Origin of the sequence: Novosphingobium rhizosphaerae, from assembly GCF_050920675.1 — a bacterium.
Lineage (GTDB): Bacteria > Pseudomonadota > Alphaproteobacteria > Sphingomonadales > Sphingomonadaceae > Novosphingobium > Novosphingobium rhizosphaerae.
In genome coordinates this window covers 2,754,775-2,778,849 of record NZ_CP137861.1, presented here as the reverse complement: position 1 = coordinate 2,778,849, position 24,075 = coordinate 2,754,775, and the positions used below count along the sequence as shown (strand labels likewise).

Sequence of the window (24,075 nt, the reverse complement as noted above, 5' to 3'; positions counted from 1 at the left end):
CCCTCAATCCTTCCAATTGCGCGCCGGCAGGCGCACCGTCACCACTTGTCCCAGCGTCTGGGCATCACTGCCCAGGGCAAAGCCATAGCTGCCCGCCGGCATCGTCCAGCCGCCGCTGCTCTTGGCCCCGCCCTTCGTGTCATCGCGCCAATCGGCCAGCAGGCGCGGATCGATCGGCACGCTCACCGTCTTGGCCTCGCCCGGCTCAAGATGCACGCGGGCAAAGCCCACCAGGCGGCGCTTGGGGCTGCCGGCGCGATCCACCAGATAGACCTGGCCCACATCGTCGCCCGCCACCTTGCCGGTGTTGCGCAGCGTAAAGCGCGCGGTCTTGCCGTCCACGCTCAGCCCCTCGCTGGCAAAGGTGGTGTAGCTCAGGCCATAGCCGAACGGAAACAGCGGCTTGGCACCCTTGCGCGCAAACCAGCGATAGCCCACGTCAGACCCTTCGATGTTGTAATCGGCCTTGAGCGTGGCATCGGGCGTGGGCGGCGTGCCCATGAAATCGGGATCGAGCGTATCGCTGCCGTCCACCTTGGGCCGGGGCAACTGGTCCACGCTGGCAGGGAACGTCACCGGCAGGCGCCCGCCCGGATTGGCCTCGCCAAACAGCACCTTGGCGATCGCTTCGCCACCGCGCGCGCCGGGATACCACGCTTCCACCACCGCAGCGGTCTTGTCCAGCCAGGGCATGGCCACCGGCCCACCGGTTTCCAGTACCACGATCGTGCGCGGATTGGCGGCTGCCACCGCCGCGATCAGCGCGTCCTGGCCATCGGGCAGCGACAGGTCGGGCTGGTCCAGCCCTTCGGTGCGCCACTCGGTGGCAAACACGATCGCCACGTCTGCCCGCCGCGCTGCTTCCACCGCATCGGCGATATAGCGCCCGTCGCGGAAATGCACCGCGGCTTGCGGCACGCGCGCCTTGATCGCATCGAGCGGGCTGGAGCGGTGGAACTGCTGCTGCATGATCCCCGCAAACGGACCGGAAGCGAGCACCGGCCGCGCCACCACCGGGCCACCATCGCCCTGCACCTGGCTCGACCCGCCGCCCGAAACCACACCGCCATCGGCATAGCCACCGATCACCGCCACGTTCCTGGCATCGCGCAGCAAAGGCAGCGCATTGTTCTGGTTGCGCAGCAAAACGATGCCGGCGATCGCCGCCCGTTCGGCCACGGCGGCGTGGGCCGCCTCGTCCCACGTTCCGCCCGCCGTCACCGGGTGCTGGTCCACACCGGTGGCATATATCGCGGTCAGCACACGGCGGTTCATGTCTTCCAGGCGCGCGGCCCAGGCCTTGTTGCCCGCGGCCTTTTCCGCCAGTTTGCTGCCGAAATAGACCGCCTTGTCCAGCTGTTCGCCCGATTGCTGGTCAAGGCCCGCCGTCGCGGCCTCGATCCCCGGCACCGCGCCCCAGTCCGACATCACGAAACCCTTGTAGCGCCAATCGCGCTTGAGCACGGAATTGAGCAACCAGTCGCTGGCGCAGGCGCGCGGGCCGTTGACGCGGTTATAGGCGCACATGATCGAGCCGGGCTGGCCCTGCTCGATACCGATCTGGAACGCCAGCAGGTCGCTTTCGCGCGCGGCGGCGTTGTCGATCTGGATATCCACGAACTGGCGGCCGGTTTCCTGGCCATTGAGCGCGAAATGCTTGATCGTGGAAATGATGTGGTTGGACTGGATGCCCCGGATCGCCGCGCCGACCAGCACGCCCGACAGCAGCGGGTCTTCCGACAGGTATTCGAACGTGCGGCCATTGCGCGGATCACGCGTCAGGTTGACGCCGCCGGCCAGCAACACGTTGAAGCCGCTGGCGCGCGCCTCTGCCCCGATCATCGCGCCGCCATCATGCAGCACCGCCGGGTCCCAGCTGGCAGCCTGGGCAATGCCCGATGGCAGGGCCGTGGCGCCCCGCTTGCGGGCGCCCGAAACCCAGGCAACGCCCAGGCTCGCGTCGGTTTCCTTGAGCGCGGGAATGCCCAGGCGCGGCAACCCGGCGATATAGCCGGCACCCGGCACGGCATCGGCCGGAATCGGAGGCGAATTGGGAAACAGCTGGATCGCCATGATGCCGTGGGTCAGCGTCGTGCGCTCGTCCGCCTGCAGGGCCTTCACGGTCTGGGCGGCACGCGCATCGGCCGCTGCAAGGTCAACCGGCGCGCCACCGGGCGCCGGGTTGGCCGCCGCGTTGCCCGCGGCCTGCGCGTGCGCCATGCCCGCCCCGGCGACGGCCAATGCCATCACCGACAAAAATCTCATGCCCATTGTCGCATCCTTCCCACGGCGGCCCTGCCACCAAACGCTTGTGCGGCCATCGTGCCTGCACTTGTCAGCGTTGTCAATTGTCGCGACCGTTGGCTTGCCCGCCAATCCGGTTCATATCGGACGCCATGCCAGATCCCGTGCAAGACGCCGCCACCCCGCCTGCCCCCGCCAAGCCCGCACCAGCGCGTGCCGCTGGCAGCATCACGATGCACGATGTTGCGCGCCGCGCCGGCGTTTCTCTCAAGAGCGTGTCACGCGTGATCAATCGCGAGCCGCACGTGTCGGACAAGCTGCGCACCAAAGTGGAACAGGCCATCGCCGAGCTGGACTATGTGCCCGATACCGCCGCCCGCTCGCTGGCCGGGGCGCGTTCATTCATCATCAGCGTGCTGTTCGATAACCCCAGCCCGAACTACACGATGAAGCTGCAGGCCGGCGCCTATCGCGCCTGTGTCGATCACCAGTATCACCTGCGGATCGACCGCATCGATTCCGCGCGTCCCGATGCCGAGATCGTGGCCGAACTGGCTGCGCTGCTGCGCAATGGCCGCTGCGATGGCTTCGTGCTGACCCCGCCGCTGGCCGACATACCGGTCGTGCTCGATTTCCTGCGGGCGCAGGGCGTGCGCCATGTGCGCGTCGCCCCGGAAAACCCCAGCGCACAAGCCCCTGGCGTGGGGATGGACGATACCGGCGCGGGTGCTGCGGTGGCGCGCCTGCTATGGCGGGCAGGGCATCGCCGCTTCGGCGTGATCACCGGCCCGGCCAACCATGGCGCGGCCGCGCGCCGCCGCCTCGGCTTCCTCGCCGCGCTTGCCGAACTTGGCCACCGCGGCCACGTGGCCGAGGCCAATGGCGGCTTTGCATTCGAAGGCGGCATCCGCGCCGGGGCGCAATTGCTGGCCAGCCAGCCACGCCCCACCGCGATCTTTGCCACCAACGACGATTCCGCCGCCGGGGCACTGGTCGCCTGCGCGCAAGCCGGACTGACGGTGCCGCAAGACATTTCGCTCTGCGGCTTCGACGATAGCTGGGTGGCGCGCTCGGTCTGGCCCTATCTCACCACGGTGTACCAGCCGATCGAAGAGATGGGCTATGCCGCCGCCACCCTGCTGATGGACCGCGACGGCAGCGACGCCCCGCCGCTGCGCCAGATGCCCTATCGCCTGGTGGAGCGGGACTCGATCGCCCCGCCCCAACCCGAGATTTAGCGCGTCGTACCCAAAACGACCGGGCCGACCAGGCCGGAGGCGCGCAGCGGCGCATCGGCGTTGTAGGTCGGGATGGTCGTCCACGTCACCTTGGTGGTGACGCCCGGCTGCGCATCGCCGATCAGGCGGTTGACCCAGCTGTTGGCCACGCGGACCTGCACGGTATTCGCGCCGCTGCGCACCGCGCCTGCCACGTCGAAGCGATAGGGCGCGTGCCACTGCGTACCCAGGTCATGGCCGTTGACGCTGACCTGCGCGATATCGTGCACTTCGCCCAGGTCCAGCCACAGCGGCTGGTTGCGCCTCCACCCCTTGGGCAGCCGGAAGCTGCGCGTATACGTGGCAATGCCCGAAAAATAGCGCACCCCGGCATCGGCATTCTGGTCCAGCCGCACCAGCGTGGGCAAGGCGATGCTGGCCGGCGCACCTCGGCCCGGCTGGAACGCCACGCTCCACCCGGTGCGCGGCGCCCCGGCGAGTTCGCCCAGCGGCACATCGCGCACCGGCTTGAGCTGCACCTGGCTGGCCGTTGCCGGCTTGCGGAACACCACGAAGACCGAGCTTTCCGCCGCCAGGCTGAGCGGCACGATCGTCTCGCCGTTTTCGATGCGATAGCTGACCGGCTCCACCTTGCCGCTATCGGCATGCCACAGTTCGGGCTGCTTGCCCGCCACGCGGAAATGCGCTTCGAACGTCTCTTCCCGGTTCAGGCGGTTGACCAGGAACCAAGCGTCGCCATCGGCCAACTGGCGGTGCAGAAACGGCACTTGCGCGTCGCTGGCGCCCACCACGCGGAAATCGGGGGCCACACCCAACCGGGCAAGGCCTGCGTCCACGTCGGCCAGGGCGATCACCCGCCCCTTGCCCACCATGGCATCGCCGCTGCCGGGCCACAGGCGCGCCACCAGTTGCTGCCACTGCGCCGCCTTGGCGGGCTGCGCATCGTCGAGCGCGGGCGAACCTTGCGGCGCCAAGCCGATCACGCTCGCCCCGCCATCGACCAGTTCGGCCAGGCGGCGCAGCGTTTTCAACGTCATCATCCGCGATGATCCGCCCAGGTAGATGGCGCGGTAACGCGCCCCGCCCTGGCTGACGAGTTCGTTGCCCTGGTTGAGCAGCACGCCGCCCAGCACATCGGCGTTGACGAAGTCATAGGCATTGGCCTTGGGCGCATCGGCCACCGGCGCCTTGCCGTAAAGCCCGGTCAGCGGCGCTTCCTCGCCATAGAAATAGGCGACATCGGCCACGTTGCGCCCTTGCTGCAGCAGCAGCGAATTGCGCGCCATGTAATCCACCCAGGGCCGCGCCATCTCGGCCCAGCTTTCGTGCCGGTTGAAGAACTGGCCAAAGATCATCAGCGACAGGCCCGGCACCTTGTCGTCGGTCGGCTGGTGGACCGAGGTGTGCACCACCGGGCGGTTGATCCCGCTCACGAATTCCAGGTCGATGATCCGGCGCAGGTCCTTGGGCGTATAGGCCCAGGGCGCCAGCGCCGAGGTCATGGATTCGGCCGCGACCAGATTCTGGCCATAGACGTGCGCCACCGACGCAGCGCCCTTCATGTCGGCCAGGTAGCTGGGGTTGGGCCCGGTGGCGCGGCCAAAGGTCCACAGCGCCGCCATCGGCACGTCGGTTCGCGCGCGCATGGCCATGTCATCGCCCAGCATCGGGCGGTTGTCTTCCAGCGCCTCGCCATAGACCTTGAGGCCGTTCTCGTGCGCCACCTGGGCCACCATGCCATAGTGTTCCGAAGACAGCAGGTCGGCCAGGGTGCGGCGCCAATCGTAGAGGAAGCGATCGGCATCGGCCCGGCTGCCGATCAGCACGCCGGCCAGCGTGGGCAGCCAGGGCGTGGGGTCATAGCCGCGCAGGCGCTTGAACTGGTCGATCAGCTTGGGCGTCCAGTTGGCGGCGCCCACTTCGATCGAATCGGTGAGCAGCGCGGTCACCCCGCGCCGGCCGATCAGGTCCGGCCCGGTGGCATCGCGATACATCCCCAGGTAATGCGTCAGATAGCGCCGCACCGCCGCGCCATCGAACTTGTCCACTTCCAGGCCGGTCGCCTCGGGCGCAGCGGGATGGTTGGTGGTGCCCAGCAACGTGGTGCCAAAGCGCAGGATGCGCCAGGCAGACCCTGCCGGCGGCGTCCAGTCCAGCGTGCCATCGGGGCGCAGCTTTGCCGTAAGGTTCACCACCTTGGCCGCATCGGGCCCGGCGGCGCCGGCATCGGGCGTGCCCAGCGCGTAATAGTCCTGCTCGATGGCGAAACCGGCCTTGGCCTCGAACCGATCGACGCGCGGATCGCCATGCAGCTGGAAATGGCGCAGATCGAACGGGGCGGTGGCGCCGGCGGACATCATTTTCATGAAGCCCACGTCGGTGGCCGCGCCGGGCGCCGGATCGCCCAGGTTCGATCCCTGGAACGGCAGCGGCGCCAGCACCACACGGAACTGGCTCGCGGTAACCGGGGCAAAGCTCAAGGTGGTGGGCGCTGCCGAAATGGGCACATCGGCCACCTTGGTCCAGATCGCGCCGTCGCTGCTCGCTTCCAGCCGGGGCGCGACCACGGCGCCCGAGAACATGCCCTTGGCGCCGGCCAGGAACAGGGTAACCCCGCGCACCGTCTGCGGCCGATCGAAGCGTGCCAGCACGATCGAAGGCTGCTCCGGCGTGCCATGGGGCACCATCTGGCCCTTGGCAAAGCTCGCCCCGGTCAACAAGGCGGCGTCAAGCGGCTTGCCGTCGGGACCGGTGATCGCGGGTAGCGGCAGGTCGGCCTGGTCGCCCGCCACCGGCACGGCCAGCACGGCCACGTCCGCGTAGTATTCATGGGCCTGCTCCGGCCCTTCCTTGGTCAGCGCGGCCAGCGGATCATTGAGTTCCATGTCCTGGAACGTGCCCGTGTTGTGGGGCGGCGCGGGCAACGGGCCGGCCAGCTTCTTGCCGCCGGGCACCAGTGTCTCGCTCCACACCACCTTTTTCAGCGCGTCGGCCGGCTGTACCCAGGGACCGCCGGTTTCCGACCAGCCGGGCGAAGCCGCAATCGCCAGTTCCAGCCCGCGCGCATCGGCGCTCTGCGCGGCAAAGCGGAAAGCGTCCTTCCATTCCGGCGTCATGAACACCAGGCGGTGATCCACCACCTGCGGGGTCATCAACCCGGCGTCGAACGCCTGGAGCCCGCCGATCCCCATGCGGCTCATCCAGTCGATGTCCTTGGCAATGCCATCCTTGGTGACATTGCCATTCATCCAGTGCCACCACACGCGCGGCCGGGCCGAAGCCGGCGGATCGCGGAATTGCAGATCGAGCGGCACGGCCGTGCCAGCGTGGACACCCCCGGCGCCCGGCACCGGACTGGCGGCCGCAGCGGCCCCGGTTCTGGCGCGGACCCGGGCGCGGCCCGGGCCGGCAGCGTGCTCATTCCAGCAAGCGCGCTGGCCAGCAGCAGGGCGGTGCGAATGCGGCAGAACGCCGGCTCGATCATGCAGTCTCTCCTGGGAACACAAATTGTCGTTTTGGCGATTTGGCCTGCCGGGGCAAGGCCTTCCGCCCCGCCCGGCATTTGATCAGACGATCCCGGCGCCCAGCCCCACGGGCTTGCGCTCTTGCGCCTTGCGCGCGCGGTACTGGCTCAGGCGATAGGCCTCCAGCACGTCGATCGCACCGCCGGCTTCGGCGCGCGCCTTGGCCAGGATCGGCGAGACATCGACGTTGTAGGCACGGCGCAGCGCCTGAAACGCCATCATCGTGTCGTTGCTTTCCTGCGCGCCATGCAGCGCCGCGCGGTCCACCAGCACGGCCTTGGCATAGCAGCTGGTGATCGCTTCGGCCGAAGACAGCATGGATTCGATCGGATCGGTCACGTTGTGCGACTGGTCGATCATGTAGCTGGGGTTGAAGCCGTCACGCGGGTTCAATTCCGCCTCGATCAGTTCGTTGAACACCAGGAACAACTGGTGCGGATTGATCGACCCAGAGTCGAGATCGTCGTCACCATACTTGCTGTCGTTGAAGTGGAACCCGCCCAGCTTGCCGAAGCGGTGCAGCCGCGCCACGATCTGTTCGATGTTCACGTTGGGCGCGTGATGGCCAAGGTCGACCAGGCACTTGGCCTTGGGGCCCAGTTCCTGCGCCGCCAGGATCGAGCTGCCCCAGTCGGAAATGACCGTGGAATAGAACGCCGGCTCGAACATCTTGTGTTCCAGCAGCATGCGCCAATCGTCGGGCAGCGCGGCATAGACCTTGGCCGCCGCTTCCAGATAGCGGTCCAGGCTGCGGCCCAGGTCCTGCTGGCCAGGGAAATTGGTGCCATCGCCCACCCACACCGTCAGGTCGGTGGAGCCCAGCTGCCGGCCGATCTCGATGCATTCGATGTTGTGGTCCACCGCCTGTTGGCGCGTGGCGGCGTCCTGCGCGGCCAGCGAGCCGTTGGCATAAGTATGCGCCTGGCCCACCTGGTCCTGGAAGGTGTTGGAATTGACCGCGTCCCAGCCCAGCCCGAGGGCAGCCGCTTCCTCGCGCAGCGCCTTGAAATCGCTCACCTTGTCCCACGGGAAATGCGGCGAGACGCGCGGCGTCACCCGGCTCAGCTGGTTGATCACGGCGCAATCTTCCAGCTTTTCATGGATGTTGGTCGGCTCCCCGGCAATCGGGAACTTGGCAAAGCGCGTGCCGCCCCGGCCCGCGCCCCAGCTGGGCACGGCCACCGAGAATGCGGCAACGCGATCTTTCACGGCATCGATATCGATCCCGCTGCGCGCCAGCTTGCGGCCCAGCGCGCCATAGTCTTCTTCCAGCGCCTCGGCATGGCGGGCGTTGGTTTCGGCGATCAGGTCGGCCGAAAGGGGCAATTGTGTCATGGTCTTGTCCTCTCCCGGTCGTTCAGCGCGTGAAGGCCTGAACGTTGCCGGCGTCCACATTGATCATGTTGCCGGTCGATTTGGCTGACGCTTCCGAACCCAGCCAATAGGCGGCTTCGGCAATGTCTTCGGGCAGCACGTCGCGCTTGAGCATCGAACGGTTGCGGTAGTGCGCTTCCAGTTCCTCGCCGGCATCGATCTTGTTCGACGCCGCGCGTTCCTTGCGCCAATCGCCGTCCCAGATCTTGCTGCCCTTGATCACGGCATCGGGGTTCACAACGTTGACGCGGATCCCCTCGGGCGCGCCTTCCAGCGCGAGGCAGCGGGCCAGATGGTTGGCGGCGGCCTTGGCGCTGGCATAGGCCGAAGCCCCGGCCGCGGCGGCCACGGCATTCTTGGAACCGATGAACACCACCGACGTGCCACCCTGCGCCTTCATCCGCTTGAGCAGGCCCCAGGCATGCTTGGCAGTGAGGAAGTAGCCTTGGGCCAGAACGTCGAAGTTCCTGTCCCACAATTCCACGGTGGTCTGCTCGATCGGCGCGGACGAGGCGATGCCGGCATTGGCGACCAGGATGTCGAGCCCGCCGAATTCGCGCGCGGCATAGGCAAAGGCAGCCTGCACCTGGGCTTCGTCGGTCACGTCGCAGGCCACGGCGCGCACCACGTCCTTGCCGAACTGCTTGGCAAAACCGGCGCGCACGTCTTCGGCGGCGGCGGCATCACGGTCGGCCAGAACCACGCAGGCGCCTTCGCGCAGGAAGCGGGCGGCCGTGGCCGCGCCGATCCCGCCGGCGCCGCCAGTGACCAGCGCGATCTTGCCCACCATGGGCTTGGGCGCGGGCATGCGCTGCAGCTTGGCTTCCTCGAGCAGCCAGTACTCGATGTCGAAGGCTTCCTGCTCGTCGAGCGCGATGTATTCGCCAATTGCTTCGGCGCCGCGCATCACGTTGATGGCATTGCCATAGAACTCACCGGCCAGGCGCGCCGTGGTCTTGTCGGTGGCAAAGGTGATGCGGCCCACGCCCGGCACCAGCACGACGACCGGGTTGGGGTCGCGCATCGCCGGGCTGTTGGCGCGCTTGCAGCGCTCGTAGTAGGCTGCATACATCGCGCGGTAATCGGCGATCTTTTCGGCGAGATAGGCATCGTCCTGCAGGCGCGCGGGATCGAGCGTGAGTGGCGCGATCTTGGTGCGCAGGAAGTGATCGGGGCACGAGGTGCCGAGCGCGGCAAGGCGCTCGAACTCGGCAGACCCGGCAAATTCCAGCGCCTCGGCATCGTCGGACCAGTGGCCCAGCTTGCGACGAGCTCCCGTCATGAAACCGCGCAGGCGGGGCATCAGGTCGGCCGCGATGGCTGCGCGATCCGGGTTGGGCGCAACCTTGCGGCCGCCGAACGCCGGCTTGTCGGCCAGCTTGGCGTTCAGATATTCCGCCGCATCGGCAATCAGTTGCACCGTGTGTTCATAGCACGCCTTGGCGCTGTCGGCCCAGCAGATGATGCCGTGCCCGGCCAGCATCACGCCTTCGACATGCGGGTTGGCCCGCACATAGTCGCGCAGCATTACCCCCAGGGTGTAGCCAGGGCGCTTCCACGGCAGCCAGCCGATCTTGCCGCCCCAGATTTCCTGCGTCGCCGCTTCGCCACCCGAAGAGGCCGCCAGGGCAATGATCGCATCGGGGTGGACGTGATCGACATGGGCAAAGGGCAGCAGCGAGTGCAGCGGCGTGTCGATGCTGGCGGCGCGGCCGTTGAGGTTGAACGTGCAGTGCGGCAGGTAGCCGACCATCTTGTCGTCGTCTTCCGGCCCGGCATAGTGCGCTTCCAGGCCCAGCAGCTTGTCCTGGTACAGCGTGGCAAAGCCATCCAGCTTCATCGAGCCGATGTCACCGCCCGAACCCTTGACCCACAGCACTTCCACCTTCTGGCCCGTCAGCGGATCGACTTCCTCCAGCTTGGCCGAGGTGTTGCCCCCGCCAAAGTTGGTCACCGTCAGGTCGGAACCCAGCAGGTTCGACCGATAGAGCAGAAGCTCTGCGGGCGAGAGCGTGGCGGCATGGGCATCGTCCCAGCGGCTGGCCGGCACGGCAAACGGAATGGCGGCATCCGCAACTGCAAGCGTTTCGACGGTCATGGCATCCTGCGTGGATTGGGCCATCGAGTCGCTGCCCGATCGGCCGGTGAACATGGGGCGATGCACGCCGGAGGATCGCCCGGTGATTGCATCGCGTCACGAGGCTGCTAACATTTTTGGTGGAAATGATCAACATTGATTGATAATGATCATTTCCACACAGGGCGAGGCCGCGAGATTCGCGGACAAGCGCCATGATTTATGGAGAGCGAACAGCTTGGCACGGGGCAGCATCATCGTCATCGATCTGGGCAAGACGCTCAGCAAGGTCAGCCTGTGGCGCCCCGATGGCACCCTGCTCGATCGCAAGGTGCGCCCCAATGCACCGGTGGAGATTGACGACCTGCGCCGGCTCGATGCCAAGGGCATCGGCGATTGGCTGCTCGCCACGTTGCGGGAATTCGCTGCCCTTCCACTCGATGCCGCGATCGACACGATCGTGCCGGTGGGCCACGGCGCTGGCGTGGTCGGCGTGGCGCAGGGTGCCCTGGCCTTTCCGCCGCTCGATTATGAACAGGCGATCCCGGCCGAGATGATGGCGGCCTATCGTGCCCAGCGCGATGCCTTTGCCCTCACCGGATCGCCTGCCCTGCCCGACGGGCTCAACTTCGGCAGCCAGTTGTTCTGGCTCGAACAGCTTTATCCCGCGGCCTTTGCCGCCGGCCCCGCCCGCGCCACGCTGATGCCCTGGGCACAATACTGGGCCTGGTTCCTCACCGGCATTGCCAGTAGCGAAGTGACCAGCCTGGGCTGCCATTCCGATGTGTGGAGCCCGGCACAAGGCACGTTCTCGCCGCTGGCCGTCCGGCGCGGCTGGGCCGACCAGTTCGCCCCGCTCGTGTCGGCCGGCGCCGTGGTCGGCCGGCTGTCCCCGCGCATCGCCCGCGCCACCGGCCTGCCCGCCACGGTCCAAGTGCGCGCCGGCCTGCACGATTCCAACGCCGCCTTGATGGCCGCGCGCGGGTTCGACCAACTCGCCGGGCAGGATGCCACGATCCTGTCCACCGGCACCTGGTTCATCGCCATGCGCCTGCCGGCCGAGCCGGTGGACCTGGCCATGCTGCCCGAGGCGCGCGATTGCCTGGTCAATGTCGACGTGTTCGGCCAGCCCGTGCCCTCCGCGCGGTTCATGGGCGGGCGCGAGATCGAAAGCCTGATCGAGATCGACACCCGCCGCGTGGACATCAAGCCCGATCAACCCGCGCTGCTCGCCGCTGTGCCCGCCGTTCTGGCGCGCGGCACGATGATCCTGCCCACGCTGTGCCAGGGCTTTGGCCCCCTGCCCCACGGTCGCTTCGGCTGGATCGAGCGGCCCGACGATTGGTACGAACGCCGCGCCGCCGCTTGCCTCTATGCCGCGCTCGTCGCCGACGTCTCGCTCGGCCTGATCGGCGCCAAGGGGCGGCTGCTGGTCGAAGGCCGCTTTGCCGAAGCCGAGGTGTTCGTCCGCGCCCTCGCCGCCCTGCGGCCCGATGTGGCGGTGTACACCGCCAACGCCCACAACGACGTTTCGTTCGGCGCGCTGCGCCTGATCGATCCGGCGCTCAAGCCGCAAGGCGAACTCGTGCCCGTGGCCCCGCTGGAGGGCGATATCGCCGCCTACCGCGCGGCCTGGCACGCGGCGATCACCGTGCCGGCCTGACAAGACAACATAAACGAGAGGAAGCAACGAAGATGGGCGGAAATCCGGCACTGGGCGTGCTGTTCCACTGGCTGGGCGGGTTCTCCTCGGCCAGCTTCTATGTGCCCTACAAGCGCATCAGCCGCTGGTCGTGGGAAGTGTTCTGGCTGGCCGGCGGGCTATTTTCCTGGGCCATCGCGCCCTGGGCCTTTGCCTCGCTGCGCACGCACGATCTGCTTGGCGTGCTCGCCGCTGCGCCGCGCGCCACGCTGCTGTGGTGCTGGTTCTGGGGGCGATGTGGGGCTTTGGCGGCCTGACCTTCGGCCTGACCATGCGCTATCTCGGCCTCTCGCTCGGCATGGCCGTGGCGCTCGGCCTCACCACCGTGATCGGCACGATGGGGCCGCCCATCTTCCATGGCACGATCGGGGCCATCGCCGCCACCACCAGTGGCCAGCTGACCCTGCTCGGCATTGCCATCACGCTCGCCGGTATCGTCGTCGTCGCGCGCGCCGGCAGCGCCAAGCAGCGCGACCTGGGCGGCACCGCCAGCGAGGGCGTGGCCGAATTCGACCTGAAGAAGGGCATTCTCATCGCGATCTTTTCCGGCGTCATGTCGGGCTGCTTTGCCTGGGGCCTCGATGCCGGGCAGCCGATCCGCGATCTGACGCTGGCCGCCGGCACCGATCCGCTCAGCCAGGGCCTGCCCGTGCTCTGCGTTGTGCTTGCCGGGGGGCTCACCACCAATCTCGTCTGGTGCCTGATCCTGATCGCACGCAATCGCAGCGCCGGCCAGTTCCTGGGCGCGGCCAACGATGGCGGCCCGCGCGCGCCGCTGCGGCGCAACTATGCCCTGGCGGCGCTGGGCGGCACGCTGTGGTATGGCCAGTTCTTCTTCTACACCATGGGCGAAAGCCAGATGGGCAAGTACGGCTTTTCCTCGTGGACGCTGCACATGGCCTCGATCATCCTGTTTTCCACGCTCTGGGGCTTCGCGCTCAAGGAATGGAAAGGCACCTCGCCGCGGACCCGCGCCATCGTGTGGTCGGGCATCGGCCTGCTGGTGGGTGCAACGGTGGTGATCGGCGCGGGCAACATGCTTCAGGCCTCGGCCTGAAGCGGTGCCGAAAACCAGGACATCTGCGCGAAGATGATGGCTTTTGAGCGGCAGACGCGGCATAAGCCAGGGCTTCACGCCACGAAACAGGACGCAACAGGGCCATGCATGCAGCGGAACGCGAACGGTTGATCGTCGAAGCGATCGGCCCCACGGGTTTCGTCAGCTATCGCGATCTGGAAGCCCTGCTCGATGCGTCCCCAGCCACGATCCGGCGCGATCTTTCACGGCTGGAAAGCGAAGGGCGGATCGTGCGCGTGCACGGCGGCGCGCGGCTGGCCGATAGCGCCGAGAGCGCTGCACGCCCGGCCGGTTTCCACCTTTCGGGCACGCCGTTCGAACAGGCCATCACCGAAAACCTGGGTGCAAAGCAGGCCATCGGCCGCGCCGCCGCCGCGCTGTGCCAGCCGGGCGAAGGCATCATGGTCGATGGCGGCACCACCACCTTGCAGATGTGCCCGCACCTGGCCGGGCTCGATCTTCAGGTGCTCACCAATTCGCTGCACATCGTCAACGCGTTGCTGCCCCAGGCCGGCACGCGCATCCTGGTGCCTTCGGGCGCGGTGTTTCGCGAACAGAACATCATCCTGGCAGCCGCGGGCGAGGAATCGATGCCACGCTTCCACGCGCCCAAGCTGTTCATGGGCGCGGCCTCGGTCGGCCCGGCCGGGGTGATGCAGGCCGATGTCGTGCTGGTGGCCGCCGAACGCCGCCTGATCGACCGCGCCGAACAAGTGATCCTGCTGGTCGATAGCAGCAAGTTCACCACCCGTTCGGGCACGATCGTGTGCGGCCTGGATGAAGTCGACACGCTGATCACCGATGCCGGCATCACCGAAAGCGCCGCCGCCGCCATCCGCGCGGCCGGCGTCAACCTGTTGATCGCCGAATAGGAACTTACTTGGTCGCCTGTTGCAGATAGGCGATCACGTCGGCGCGATCCTTGGCATCGGGCAGGCCGGCAAAGGCCATCTTGGTGCCCTTCACATAGGTCGTCGGGCTTTTCAGATAGGCATCAAGCGTATCGGGCGTCCAGGTCACTCCGCGCGTCTTCATCGCGTCGGAATAGGCATAGCCCGGCAGCGAGCCCGCCTTGCGCCCCATCACGCCCTTGAGCGAGGGCCCCAGGCGCGTGGCACCGGTGTTGAGATCGTGGCAGGCCAGGCAACGCGCCGCCACGGTGCGGCCATGCACCGGATCGCCATCGGCCGCTGCGGCCGGCACGGCCATTCCCGCCAGGCCCAGGCCCAGCGCACCCAACGCGGCAAGATGGAAACGAACTAGGGTCATGACGGTCTCCCAAGCGGGCCGCCGATCTGGCGCCCCATGTTGCACATCATGGCAAAAGGCGGCTGACACAGCGCTGAACGGCGCAGCGGGCGTGCGTTCAGGCAGGAAACCGGTCAGACGTCTTTCGACGGCGCCGACAGGTAAACCTTCATGAGGATGCGGAACAGTTCCGAACGCTCGCGCACCGTCAGGCAGGCGGTCAGTTCGTCCTCGTGCGCCACGATCACCCGGCGCGCTTCGGCAAGCGTGATCTGCCCGCTTTCGGTGATCCACAGCCCGCCCGCGCGGCGATCGAGCTTCGAAGGTTCGTTGACCAGATAGCCGTTGCGCATCAACTGGCGCACGAACTGGTGCACCGTCGGCCGCTCGATCTTGAAGAAGCGCGAAAGGTCGGTCTGCTTCACGCCAGGGTTGGCGTTGACCAGCCACAGGATCGCCACCTGCTTGGGCGTGGCGTTCAAGGGTTCAAGCTGCCGTTCCAGCCGCGAGACGAACAGCGTGTTGGTGGTGCCGATGTGCAGGCCCAGGACCGAATCCAGCCCGTCAAGCGCCAGTTCGGGCGTAACCGATTGACGAGTAAGGACTTCGGAAGTCAAAGCCAGGCCTTTCGCAACATCAGCGACAACCCAGTGTTACCGCTTGAAGTCCATTAGGCATACGAACCGATTTTGCGCAAATGTTTTGCGGCGCAGCAGGTCCGAACTTCCGCAAAACTCACGCTTCCACGGGCGCAGTCGTCATGCCGAGCCCGGGAATCCCGATGGAGCGGCGGCCACCGTAATCGGTGCGCACCACGATCAGCCCGCTTTTTTCCAGATGGTCCAGCAGGCGGCGGATGCGCCCCGGGCTGCGCGTGCCATAGATTTCGGCCATGCGTTCATCGTCGGGGCAAGGCAGCCCCTCCACCGCCGCCACCGCCAGCACCAGGAACGGCGCGAGCACATCGTCGGCCACGCCCTCGGCCAGTTTCAGCGCCGGCTGCCACTTGGGTTCGCGGTCGTCGGGAATGCCGGCCACGGCCATGGCAAAGCGGCGACGGAACTGCGCCAGGTCGACGCCCACCTGGCCCAGTCGCTGCATCCGGCAGCGCACGGTGAAATCCTGGTAGAGCTGCGATGCGGCCTGGAACGTGCAATCGGGCTCGGCCGCCATTTCGGCCAGGATCGCGGCGATGTCGGATGCGGTTTCCTCGGCGGCGAAGAGGCTGGGTTCGGCCGGCGGCTCCACTTTCTCGGCGGCAGGCACGCTGCTGGCGATCTGCTCGATCAGTTCGCCACTGTCGGGCGCGGCTTCTTCCGGCTCGGGCGGCGTGGGCAGCGGATCGAACATCAGCGGCTCTGACATCAGCAGGGCTTCCATTTCCTCGCCCGCGGCGTTGGGCATCGGCATCAGGCCGTGCACCACGTTGCGCGCACGTGTTTCCACGTCGGCAATCTTCACGCCCACCGGGCGGCGGCAGATCGCCGGCCCCAGCGCCAGGAAATGGCCGCGCTCCAGATCGCGGATGGTTTCCGCCTGGCGCCGCTCCATGCCCAAAAGGTCGGCGGCACGCGCCATGTCGATATCCAGGAAGGTGCGCCCCATCAGGAAGTTCGAGGCTTCGGCCGCCACGTTCTTGGCCAGCTTGGCCAGGCGCTGCGTGGCGATGATGCCGGCCAGGCCGCGCTTGCGCCCGCGGCACATCAGGTTGGTCATCGCCGCCAGGGACAGGCGGCGCACATCGTCGGCCACGTCGCCGGCGGCAGCGGGCGCAAACATCTGCGCTTCGTCCACCACCACCAGCGCGGGATACCACTGGTCGCGCGGGGCATCGAACAGGGTGTTCATGAACACGGCGGCGCAGCGCATCTGCGCTTCCAGTTCCAACCCGTCGAGCGCGAGGATGACCGAGGCACGATGCTGGCGGATGCGCGCGGCCAGCTTGACGATTTCCGTGCCGTCATAGGCCGATCCATCAACCACGACATGGCCAAACGGTTCAGCCAGGCTGACGAAATCGCCCTCAGGGTCGATCACCACCTGCTGCACCACGCTGGCGCTCTGTTCCAGGATGCGCCGCAGCAGGTGCGACTTGCCCGAGCCGCTGTTGCCCTGCACCAGAAGGCGCGTGGCCAGCAGTTCTTCCACATCGATACGGACGGCGGCGCCCGACCTGTCGTCGGCGCCAATGACGATGGTTGCGCTCACGCCTCGCTCTTAGCGCGCAGGGGCGCGGCGGCAAGGGGATCGGGGCAAAAGATTGTCGAAAGCGGGGGTATGATGGGGAACATGCCCTCCCCCAACCCCTCCCGCATGCGGGAGGGGCTTCTTGCTCTCCCCCTCCCGCATGCGGGAGGGGGTCGGGGGGAGGGAATGTTACGCGGGAGGGAATGTTAGACGCCAGCGATCATCAATGCCGGATCAGGTAATCGAACGCCGAAAGCGAAGCCTTGGACCCTTCGCCCATGGCAATCACGATCTGCTTGAACGGCACCGTGGTGCAATCCCCGGCGGCGAACACGCCGTCCAGGCTGGTGGCGTTGTGCGAATCCACTTCGATCTCACCACGGTTGGTCAGGGCAATGCTGCCATTGAGCCATTCGGTGTTGGGCACCAGGCCGATCTGCACGAAGATGCCTTCCAGCTCCACGGTGTGCTCTTCGCCGGTTTCGCGGTTCTTGTAGACAAGGCCAGTCACCTTGCCGCCATCACCCAGCACCTGCGTGGTCATGGCAGAGGTGATCACCGTCACATTGGGCAGGCTGCGCAGCTTGGTCTGCAGCACGGCGTCAGCGCGCAACTGGCTGTCGAATTCGATCAGCGTCACGTGCGCCACCAGGCCGGCCAGGTCGATCGCCGCTTCCACGCCGGAATTGCCGCCACCGATCACCGCCGTGCGCTTGCCCTTGAACAGCGGGCCATCGCAGTGCGGGCAGTAAGCCACGCCCTTGTTGCGATATTCGTCTTCGCCGGGCACGCCCATCTGGCGCCAGCGCGCACCGGTGGACAGGATCACCGTCTTGGCCTTGACGCTGGCGCCGCTGGCCAGTTCGATGTGGTGCAGCCCGTCGCCATTGGCCGGCTTGAGCTTCACCGCCTGCTGCACGTTCATGACATCGACGTCATAGTCCTTCACGTGCTGTTCCAGCTGGGCAACCAGCTTGGGCCCTTCGGTGTGCGGCACGGAAATGAAGTTCTCGATGCCCATGGTGTCGAGCACCTGGCCGCCGAAACGCTCGGCCACCACGCCGGTGCGGATGCCCTTGCGCGCGGCATAGATCGCGGCGGCAGCGCCAGCCGGGCCACCGCCCACCACCAGCACGTCGAACGGGTCCTTGGCAGCGATCTTTTCCGCCGCGCGCGCCACCGATCCGGTGTCGAGCTTGGCCACGATCTGCGCCAGATCCATGCGGCCCTGGCCGAACTGTTCGCCATTCAGGTAGACGGTCGGCACGGCCATGACCTTGCGCCGCTCCACTTCATCCTGGAACAGCGCGCCATCGATCGCCACGTGGGTGATCGCGGGGTTGAGCGCGGCCATGATGTTGAGCGCCTGCACCACATCCGGGCAGTTCTGGCACGAGAGCGAGAAGAACGTCTCGAAATGCAGCGGGCCTTCCAGGCCACGCACCGCATCGAGCAGTTCGGCCTCTTCCTTGGGCGGATGGCCACCCACGTGCAGCAGCGCCAGGATCAGCGAGGTGAATTCGTGGCCCAGCGGCAGCCCGGCGAACACGGCCTGGGCGCGTCCCTCATCGGCGCGGATGGCAAAGCTGGGGCGGCGTTCGTCCTGCCCATCCAGGCGCACCGAAACCTTGTCGCTCAGCGCGGCGATTTCCTCGACCAGGCTGCGGGTATCGGCAGACTTGGCGCCTTCGTCCAGGCTCGCGACCAGTTCGATCGGGCGGCGCAGGTTGCCAAGCAGGCCCTTCAATTGGGCGGTGGTGGGGGCGTCAAGAACGGGCATGGTCTGTCTCTCTCAGGCAGGAGGGTGCGTGCCGCGTGGGGCCATGGACGGCCTCACGCCTGGGATGGGGCGGAATTTAACAGAATATCGGAGCGGCTTGCGCGGGTAAAAGGGCATGGCTCAAAGGCTGTATGCCGGGGCGCCGCCGCCAGAGTGCCGGGGCGACGGCCAGCGCCGCCCCGGAAAACTTGTACGAAGACGCTTAGATCTTGCCGACGAGGTCGATCGAGGGAGCCAGCGTTTCGGCGCCTTCTTCCCACTTGGCCGGGCAGACCTGGCCGGGGTTTTCGCGCCAGTACTTGGCAGCCTTGATCTTGCGCACGAGTTCGGCAGCGTTGCGGCCCACGCCCTCGGGGGTGATTTCCACCAGCTGGATGGTGCCGTCCGGATCGACCACGAAGGTGCCGCGGTCGGCCAGGCCAACGCCTTCGCGCAGGATGCCGAAGTTGTTGGAGATGGTGTGGTTCTGGTCACCCAGCATGTAGTAGTTGATCTTGCCGATGGCCGGCGAGCTGTCGTGCCAGGCCTTGTGGCTGAAGTGGGTGTCGGTCGACACCGAATAGACTTCCACGCCCAGGCCCTTGAGCTCTTCATAGCTGTCGGCAAGGTCTTCCAGCTCGGTCGGGCACACGAAGGTGAAGTCGGCCGGGTAGAAGAAGAACACGCCCCACTTGCCCAGCACGTCAGCATCGCTGACATCGACAAACTTGCCCTGGACATAGGCAGTGGCCTGGAACGGCTTGAGCTTGGTTCCGACGATCGACATGAGTTCGACTTCCTTATGGTTGGTCGTGAAAAGCGGTCAGGCAACCCGGGCGCAGCGCGGCAAAGGCGCCACGGCCCGGTTGCAAGGCAGCAATTAGGCGCCGGAGGCCGGGATTACCAATGATCAATTCTGCCTAGATTGATTGATCCTTTCGATAAGACCCGCTGCGCCAAGCGCCATCGCCGGATTGCCCGAAAGGGCCGGATTTGCCCTCTTCACCGGCGGGAACCAATCGCGGGGTTGCGAATTGCAGGGGCGCAAGCCCGGATCGGGCATGGCGCGGCCTGGTCGCATCGGCGCGATCCCCCGCAAATCCTCGCGTTTTGCCACGGTTCGCCCGGGCAGCCCGCGTCGCCTGCCCAGCCCGCCCCCCGGCGTGGCGCCACCGTGATTGCGTTTTCTGCAAAGGCATTTTCCAAACTTGCACTTGAAACGCCACTGGCCGCCCGCCAATTGCGCCGATATAGAACTGAACTGTCTCGTTCCATTTTTTGCCGTCTGACAGGAAGCCCCCCGATGCCCGCCTCCGACACCCCTGCCGAAACGTCCGCCGCCCAGCCTGCCGCCGAAGAGACCCCGGCACCCAGCGGGCGCAAGAAGTTGATCGGCCGCATTGCCATCGGGGTGGCGGCCGTTGGCCTGGTCTACGGCATCTATGCCTTCATCGATTACCGCAACAACGGCCAGTACGTACAGTCGACCGACGATGCCTATGTCAAGGCCGATGGCGTGACCGTCAGTTCCAAGCTGGCCGGCTATGTCCGGCAGATCGGTGTGGCCGATAACCAGCAGGTCAATGCCGGCGCGTTCCTGGTGCAGATCGATCCCACCGATTACAGCACCAAGCTGAACCAGGCGCAGGCCCAGGTGGATGTGGCGCGTGCAGCGCAGCAGGCAACGGCCGCCGGCATTGCCGAAGCCCAGGCCAGCCTGAACCAGGCCCGCGCCGCCCTCGCCGCCTCGCAGCGCGACCTGGCCTATTACAGCGGCGAAGCGGCACGCTATGCCCCGCTGGCCGCGAGTGGCGCCGAACCGCGCACCCAGCTGGACCAGCTGACCAGCGCCCGCGACAAGGCCGCCGCCGACGTGCGGGCCAAGCAGGCCATGGTCGAGGCGGCCACCGCCAAGATCGCCACGATCAAGGCGCAGGTGCAGCAGGCCGATGCGCAGATCAACTCGGCCCAGGCGACGCAAGCGGCCGCACGCAACGACGTGGGCACCACCCGCATCGTCGCCCCGATTGCCGGCAAGGTCGGCTCCTCGGCGGTGCGCCTGGGGCAGTATGTGCAGCCCGGCCAGCGCCTGCTCACGATCGTGCCGACCCAGGCGATCTATGTGGAAGCCAATTTCAAGGAAACCCAGATCGGCCTGATGCGCCCGGGCCAGCCGGTGACGATGCATGTCGACGCCCTGCCCGACGTGGATTTCCATGGCGTGGTGGAATCGATCACGCCGGGTACTGGCGCCAACTTCTCGTTGATCCCGCCGCAGAACGCGACCGGCAACTTCACCAAGATCGTCCAGCGCGTGCCCGTGCGCATCCGCATCAATGCCGGTGAGGAATCGCGCAAGGTGCTGGTCCCCGGCCTGTCGCTGACGGTCAAGGTCGATACCAAGGCTGCCAAGGGCGCGATCAAGGCGATCCGCGCCGAGCAGGATCAGGGAGCCAAGTAATGGCCGCCGCAACCCTTCCCGCCGATGCCGGCGGCGGGGCCGGCAGCGCGTCGGGCAAGACGCCCGGCCGACAGGCCAATGGCAATGCCGACATCACCGCCTGGCTGGCGGTGGTGGCCGGGGCCATCGGCGCGCTGATGGCCACGCTCGACATTTCGATCGTCAATTCCGCCCTTCCCACGATCCAGGGCGAAATCGGCGCGTCTTCCACCGAAGGCACGTGGATCGCCACCAGCTATCTGGTGGCCGAAATCGTGATCATTCCCTTGACCGCCTGGCTCGAACGCGTGTTCGGGCTCAAGCGCTTCCTGCTGATCGCCTCGGTGCTGTTCACCGGGTTCTCGATCGTCTGCGGCCTTTCCACCACGCTGACGATGATGATCATCGGCCGCGTGGGCCAGGGCTTTACCGGCGGGGCGATGATCCCCACCGGCATGACGATCATCGCCACGCGCCTGCCGCGCCACCAGCAACCGGTGGGCACGGCGCTGTTCGGCTCCACCCTGATCCTGGGGCCGGTGCTCGGCCCGCTGGCGGGCGGCTGGCTGACCGAGAATTTCTCGTGGCACTATGCCTTCTTCATCAACATCCCGATCTGCATCCTGCTGATGGTGTTCCTGGTCATCGGCCTGACCAACGCCAAGATGCGGCTGGACGAACTGTTCAGCGCCGATTGGCTGGGCATCGTCGGCATGGCCATGGGACTGGGTGGGCTGACCGTGGTGCTGGAAGAAGGCAACCGCGAGCAATGGTTCCAGTCTGACCTGATCTGGAAGCTGACCGGGGTCACCGTGGTCGGCTTCGTCCTGATCGGGATAGGGCAGCTCTATGCCAAGCGACCGGTGATCAAGCTGGCGCTGCTGCGCAACCGCGCGTTTGCCGCGGTGTTCGTGCTGGGCCTGCTGATCGGTTCGGTGCTCTATGGCACGGCTTATGTAATCCCGCAGTTCCTGGCCGCGATTGCCGGCTACAATGCCTATCAATCGGGCCAGATCGTGTTCCTTTCGGGGATACCCGCGGCCATGATGATGCCGCTGTTCCCGATCCTGGTGGCGCGGTTCGACCTGCGCTACGTCGTGCTTACAGGCATGCTGATCATGGCCGGTTCGTGCTGGCTCGATACCACGCTGACGATCAATTCGGATGGATCGGACTTCGTGATCTCGCAGCTGATGCGCGGCCTGGGCCAGGCGCTGTCGATGCTGTTCCTCAACCAGGCGGCGATCGCCAGCGTGAAGCCCGATGAAGCGGGTGACGCGTCGGGCCTGTTCAACGCGGCCCGCAACCTGGGCGGTTCGATCGCCCTGGCACTGCTCGCCACGCTGCAGGAGCGGCGCGAGGAATACCACCGCTGGACGATCCACGAGGCACTGCCGGCCAACAGCCCGACGGTGCAGGACTGGGTTTCCAGCCAGGCCGCGCAGTTCGGTGGCGGGCCCGAAGGCCTGGGCGCCGCATTGCGCGCGATCGACGGCACCGTGGTCAAGCAGGCCATGGTCATGGCCTATACCGATGAATTCATCGCGCTGATGGTCGGCATTGCCGTCGTCCTCCCGCTCGTTTTCCTTCTCCGGCCCCTGCCCAAGGGCCATCACAAGATGGCGATGCACTGATGCACACTTCCTTCCGCCGATTGGCCCACCGCCCGCCCGCCACAACTGCGGTCGCCACCACGCTGCTGGCCTCGCTGGCCCTGGCCGGCTGCACCACGGTTGGCCCCAAGTACACGGGCGCTCCCGATGCGGCGCCGGGCGCTGCCGCGCGATCGGCGTTTCTGCGCGGTGACGCCAGCGCCACGCCGGCCGCGCCGGCCGCGCGCTGGTGGGATGCGCTCAATGATCCGGTGCTGAGCGGCCTGATCGAGCAGGGCCTGGCCCGCTCGCCCAACATCGCCGCGGCCAATGCCCGCATCGCCCAGGCGCGCGCCGGCCTTGCCGCCAACAAGACCGCGCTGGTCCCCACGCTCAACGTGTCGGGCGCCGTGCCCTATATCAATGTGCCGGCCGATATCCTGGGCGGCGACAACACCGGGCGGACCGACACCACGATCTACAACGTGGGCTTCGATTCGAGCTGGGAACTGGATCTGTTCGGCGGCACCCGCAGCAAGATCACTGCGGCCGGCGCCCGCGCCGAAGCCGCCCAGGCCAGCGCCGACGATGCCCGCGTCACGCTTTCGGCGGAAATCGCGCGTGCCTATGTCTCGTTGCGCGCCCGCCAGGCCGTGCTTGCCCTGCAAGACCAGCAGGCGGCCGTCGACGCCCAGCTGGTCGATCTGGCACAGCAGCGCCTGCAACGCGGCACCGCGCCCGAACAGCCGCTGGCCCAGGCACGCGGCCAGGCCGCCCAGACCGAAGGCGACCGCGCCAAGACGCGCGCCGACATCACCGTGCTGATCGACCAGCTGGCGGTGTTGACGGGCCAGGAACCCGGCGCGCTCGATGCCACGCTGGCCTCGCCCGCCCCCCTGCCCCTGCCCCCGGCGAGCGTTGCCGTGGGCGATCCCGCCAGCCTGCTGCGCAACCGGCCCGACATCCGCATGGCCGAACGCCAACTGGCCGCCGCCAATGCCGATATCGGCGCGCAGATTGCCGCTGGCCTGCCCAAGATCAGCTTCATGGGCCTGTTGGGCCTGGGTGGCACGAGCATCGGCGACGTGGTTGATCCGGGCAAGATCATCGGCCTAGCCTTGCCGCAGATCCGCTGGAACCTGTTCGATGGCGGCCGCAACAAGGCCCAGGTGACCAACAAGCGCGAAGCCTATGCCGAAGCGGAAGCCAAGTATCGCAACACGGTCTTGACCGCGTTGCAGGATGCCGAAGGCGCGCTGACGCGCTTTGGCAGCCAGCGCCAGGTCTATGGCAAGGCGCTGGACACGCAGGTGCAGACCACGCGCGCGCAGGCCCTGCAACAGCAGCGGGCCGATGCCGGCACCGTCGGCCAATCCGATGCGCTGACCGCGCGACGCCAGCAGCTTCAGGCGCAGCAGGCCGCCGCCGCCGCTGCCGCCGAATTGACCACCGATTTCATCGCGGTGGAAAAGGCTCTCGGCCTTGGCTGGCAGGCTCCCGCGCAGGACCACTGAAATGAACCGTTCGCGTTCCGTTTATAGCGCTTTGCGGCGAATCGAATTTATGTCAGTCTTTCTCGACAAGGCGCCGCAAAGGCGCGAACCACTCGGAT

At 66.9% G+C, this 24,075-nt stretch carries 15 protein-coding genes and 1 pseudogene; 7 read left to right on the top strand and 9 right to left on the bottom strand.

Translation table 11 applies throughout. The features are described 5' to 3' along the window. Positions 1 to 3: 3 nt before the first annotated feature. Complete coding sequence (locus R9J51_RS12680; protein WP_432787444.1) at positions 4 to 2,265, bottom strand: beta-glucosidase family protein; 2,262 nt, start codon at positions 2,263 to 2,265, stop codon at positions 4 to 6. Between the two features lie 131 nt (positions 2,266 to 2,396). Here R9J51_RS12680 and R9J51_RS12675 point away from each other — a divergent pair, with 131 nt between their 5' ends. Then, on the top strand, positions 2,397 to 3,482 hold the full coding sequence (locus tag R9J51_RS12675; protein WP_179504645.1) for a LacI family DNA-binding transcriptional regulator: 1,086 nt from the start codon (positions 2,397 to 2,399) through the stop codon (positions 3,480 to 3,482). On the opposite strand, the gene R9J51_RS12670 is transcribed toward R9J51_RS12675, so the two are convergent. The 3 genes from R9J51_RS12670 to R9J51_RS12660 all read right to left on the bottom strand — a co-directional run bounded on the left by R9J51_RS12670 (position 3,479) and on the right by R9J51_RS12660 (position 10,502). Beyond that, on the bottom strand, positions 3,479 to 6,796 hold the full coding sequence (locus R9J51_RS12670; protein WP_432787443.1) for a glycosyl hydrolase: 3,318 nt from the start codon (positions 6,794 to 6,796) through the stop codon (positions 3,479 to 3,481). The genes R9J51_RS12675 and R9J51_RS12670 overlap by 4 nt on opposite strands. A gap of 252 nt (positions 6,797 to 7,048) precedes the next feature. Continuing rightward, the gene (gene rhaI, locus R9J51_RS12665; protein WP_179504644.1) at positions 7,049 to 8,341 is read right to left on the bottom strand and encodes an L-rhamnose catabolism isomerase; all 1,293 of its coding nucleotides are present in this window, start codon (positions 8,339 to 8,341) and stop codon (positions 7,049 to 7,051) included. Between the two features lie 22 nt (positions 8,342 to 8,363). Then, complete coding sequence (locus R9J51_RS12660; RefSeq protein WP_432787442.1) at positions 8,364 to 10,502, bottom strand: bifunctional rhamnulose-1-phosphate aldolase/short-chain dehydrogenase; 2,139 nt, start codon at positions 10,500 to 10,502, stop codon at positions 8,364 to 8,366. 193 nt (positions 10,503 to 10,695) lie between these two features. On the opposite strand from R9J51_RS12660, the gene R9J51_RS12655 reads away from it, so the two are divergent. From R9J51_RS12655 to R9J51_RS12645, 3 genes and pseudogenes are all read left to right on the top strand, one after another. Further along, positions 10,696 to 12,120, top strand: a complete 1,425-nt coding sequence (locus R9J51_RS12655; RefSeq protein WP_179504643.1) for a carbohydrate kinase — start codon at positions 10,696 to 10,698, stop codon at positions 12,118 to 12,120. Positions 12,121 to 12,152: 32 nt separating this feature from the next. Next, positions 12,153 to 13,216, top strand: a pseudogene (gene rhaT / locus R9J51_RS12650) (L-rhamnose/proton symporter RhaT). Between the two features lie 104 nt (positions 13,217 to 13,320). Continuing rightward, positions 13,321 to 14,109 carry a DeoR/GlpR family DNA-binding transcription regulator gene (locus R9J51_RS12645; RefSeq protein ID WP_168554784.1) on the top strand — a complete coding sequence of 263 codons (789 nt, stop codon included), beginning with the start codon at positions 13,321 to 13,323 and terminating at the stop codon, positions 14,107 to 14,109. 4 nt (positions 14,110 to 14,113) lie between these two features. Here the strand turns inward: R9J51_RS12645 and R9J51_RS12640 are convergent, their stop codons facing one another. From R9J51_RS12640 to ahpC, 5 genes are all read right to left on the bottom strand, one after another. Next, positions 14,114 to 14,506: a c-type cytochrome gene (locus R9J51_RS12640; RefSeq protein ID WP_168554783.1), complete on the bottom strand. Its 393-nt coding sequence runs from the start codon at positions 14,504 to 14,506 to the stop codon at positions 14,114 to 14,116. Positions 14,507 to 14,619: 113 nt separating this feature from the next. Then, on the bottom strand, positions 14,620 to 15,102 hold the full coding sequence (locus R9J51_RS12635; RefSeq protein ID WP_168554782.1) for a MarR family winged helix-turn-helix transcriptional regulator: 483 nt from the start codon (positions 15,100 to 15,102) through the stop codon (positions 14,620 to 14,622). A gap of 118 nt (positions 15,103 to 15,220) precedes the next feature. Continuing rightward, positions 15,221 to 16,693 (bottom strand): ATP-binding protein, encoded by a 1,473-nt coding sequence (locus tag R9J51_RS12630; RefSeq protein WP_179504641.1) that lies wholly within the window; start codon positions 16,691 to 16,693, stop codon positions 15,221 to 15,223. Between the two features lie 202 nt (positions 16,694 to 16,895). Next, positions 16,896 to 18,452: an alkyl hydroperoxide reductase subunit F gene (gene ahpF, locus R9J51_RS12625; protein WP_179504640.1), complete on the bottom strand. Its 1,557-nt coding sequence runs from the start codon at positions 18,450 to 18,452 to the stop codon at positions 16,896 to 16,898. 202 nt (positions 18,453 to 18,654) lie between these two features. Continuing rightward, on the bottom strand, positions 18,655 to 19,218 hold the full coding sequence (gene ahpC / locus R9J51_RS12620) for an alkyl hydroperoxide reductase subunit C (protein ID WP_168554779.1): 564 nt from the start codon (positions 19,216 to 19,218) through the stop codon (positions 18,655 to 18,657). Between the two features lie 516 nt (positions 19,219 to 19,734). Here ahpC and R9J51_RS12615 point away from each other — a divergent pair. The 3 genes from R9J51_RS12615 to R9J51_RS12605 are packed head-to-tail and all read left to right on the top strand — an operon-like array spanning position 19,735 to position 23,977. Continuing rightward, complete coding sequence (locus tag R9J51_RS12615) at positions 19,735 to 20,892, top strand: HlyD family secretion protein (RefSeq protein ID WP_179504639.1); 1,158 nt, start codon at positions 19,735 to 19,737, stop codon at positions 20,890 to 20,892. Then, on the top strand, positions 20,892 to 22,505 hold the full coding sequence (locus R9J51_RS12610; RefSeq protein WP_168554777.1) for an MDR family MFS transporter: 1,614 nt from the start codon (positions 20,892 to 20,894) through the stop codon (positions 22,503 to 22,505). Before R9J51_RS12615 ends, R9J51_RS12610 begins: the two co-directional genes overlap by 1 nt. Continuing rightward, on the top strand, positions 22,505 to 23,977 hold the full coding sequence (locus R9J51_RS12605; protein ID WP_179504638.1) for an efflux transporter outer membrane subunit: 1,473 nt from the start codon (positions 22,505 to 22,507) through the stop codon (positions 23,975 to 23,977). The genes R9J51_RS12610 and R9J51_RS12605 overlap by 1 nt, the downstream gene beginning before the upstream one ends. Positions 23,978 to 24,075: the final 98 nt, after the last annotated feature.

What these genes read in the sequence shown, in the direction of transcription:
- R9J51_RS12640 (WP_168554783.1), bottom strand. Translation starts at nt 14,506, where the DNA reads ATGACCCTAGTTCGTTTCCATCTTGCCGCGTTGGGTGCGCTGGGCCTG.
- rhaI (WP_179504644.1), bottom strand. Translation starts at nt 8,341, where the DNA reads ATGACACAATTGCCCCTTTCGGCCGACCTGATCGCCGAAACCAACGCC.
- ahpC (WP_168554779.1), bottom strand. Translation starts at nt 19,218, where the DNA reads ATGTCGATCGTCGGAACCAAGCTCAAGCCGTTCCAGGCCACTGCCTAT.
- R9J51_RS12615 (WP_179504639.1), top strand. Translation starts at nt 19,735, where the DNA reads ATGCCCGCCTCCGACACCCCTGCCGAAACGTCCGCCGCCCAGCCTGCC.
- ahpF (WP_179504640.1), bottom strand. Translation starts at nt 18,452, where the DNA reads ATGCCCGTTCTTGACGCCCCCACCACCGCCCAATTGAAGGGCCTGCTT.
- R9J51_RS12610 (WP_168554777.1), top strand. Translation starts at nt 20,892, where the DNA reads ATGGCCGCCGCAACCCTTCCCGCCGATGCCGGCGGCGGGGCCGGCAGC.
- R9J51_RS12660 (WP_432787442.1), bottom strand. Translation starts at nt 10,502, where the DNA reads ATGGCCCAATCCACGCAGGATGCCATGACCGTCGAAACGCTTGCAGTT.
- R9J51_RS12680 (WP_432787444.1), bottom strand. Translation starts at nt 2,265, where the DNA reads ATGAGATTTTTGTCGGTGATGGCATTGGCCGTCGCCGGGGCGGGCATG.
- R9J51_RS12645 (WP_168554784.1), top strand. Translation starts at nt 13,321, where the DNA reads ATGCATGCAGCGGAACGCGAACGGTTGATCGTCGAAGCGATCGGCCCC.
- R9J51_RS12675 (WP_179504645.1), top strand. Translation starts at nt 2,397, where the DNA reads ATGCCAGATCCCGTGCAAGACGCCGCCACCCCGCCTGCCCCCGCCAAG.
- R9J51_RS12605 (WP_179504638.1), top strand. Translation starts at nt 22,505, where the DNA reads ATGCACACTTCCTTCCGCCGATTGGCCCACCGCCCGCCCGCCACAACT.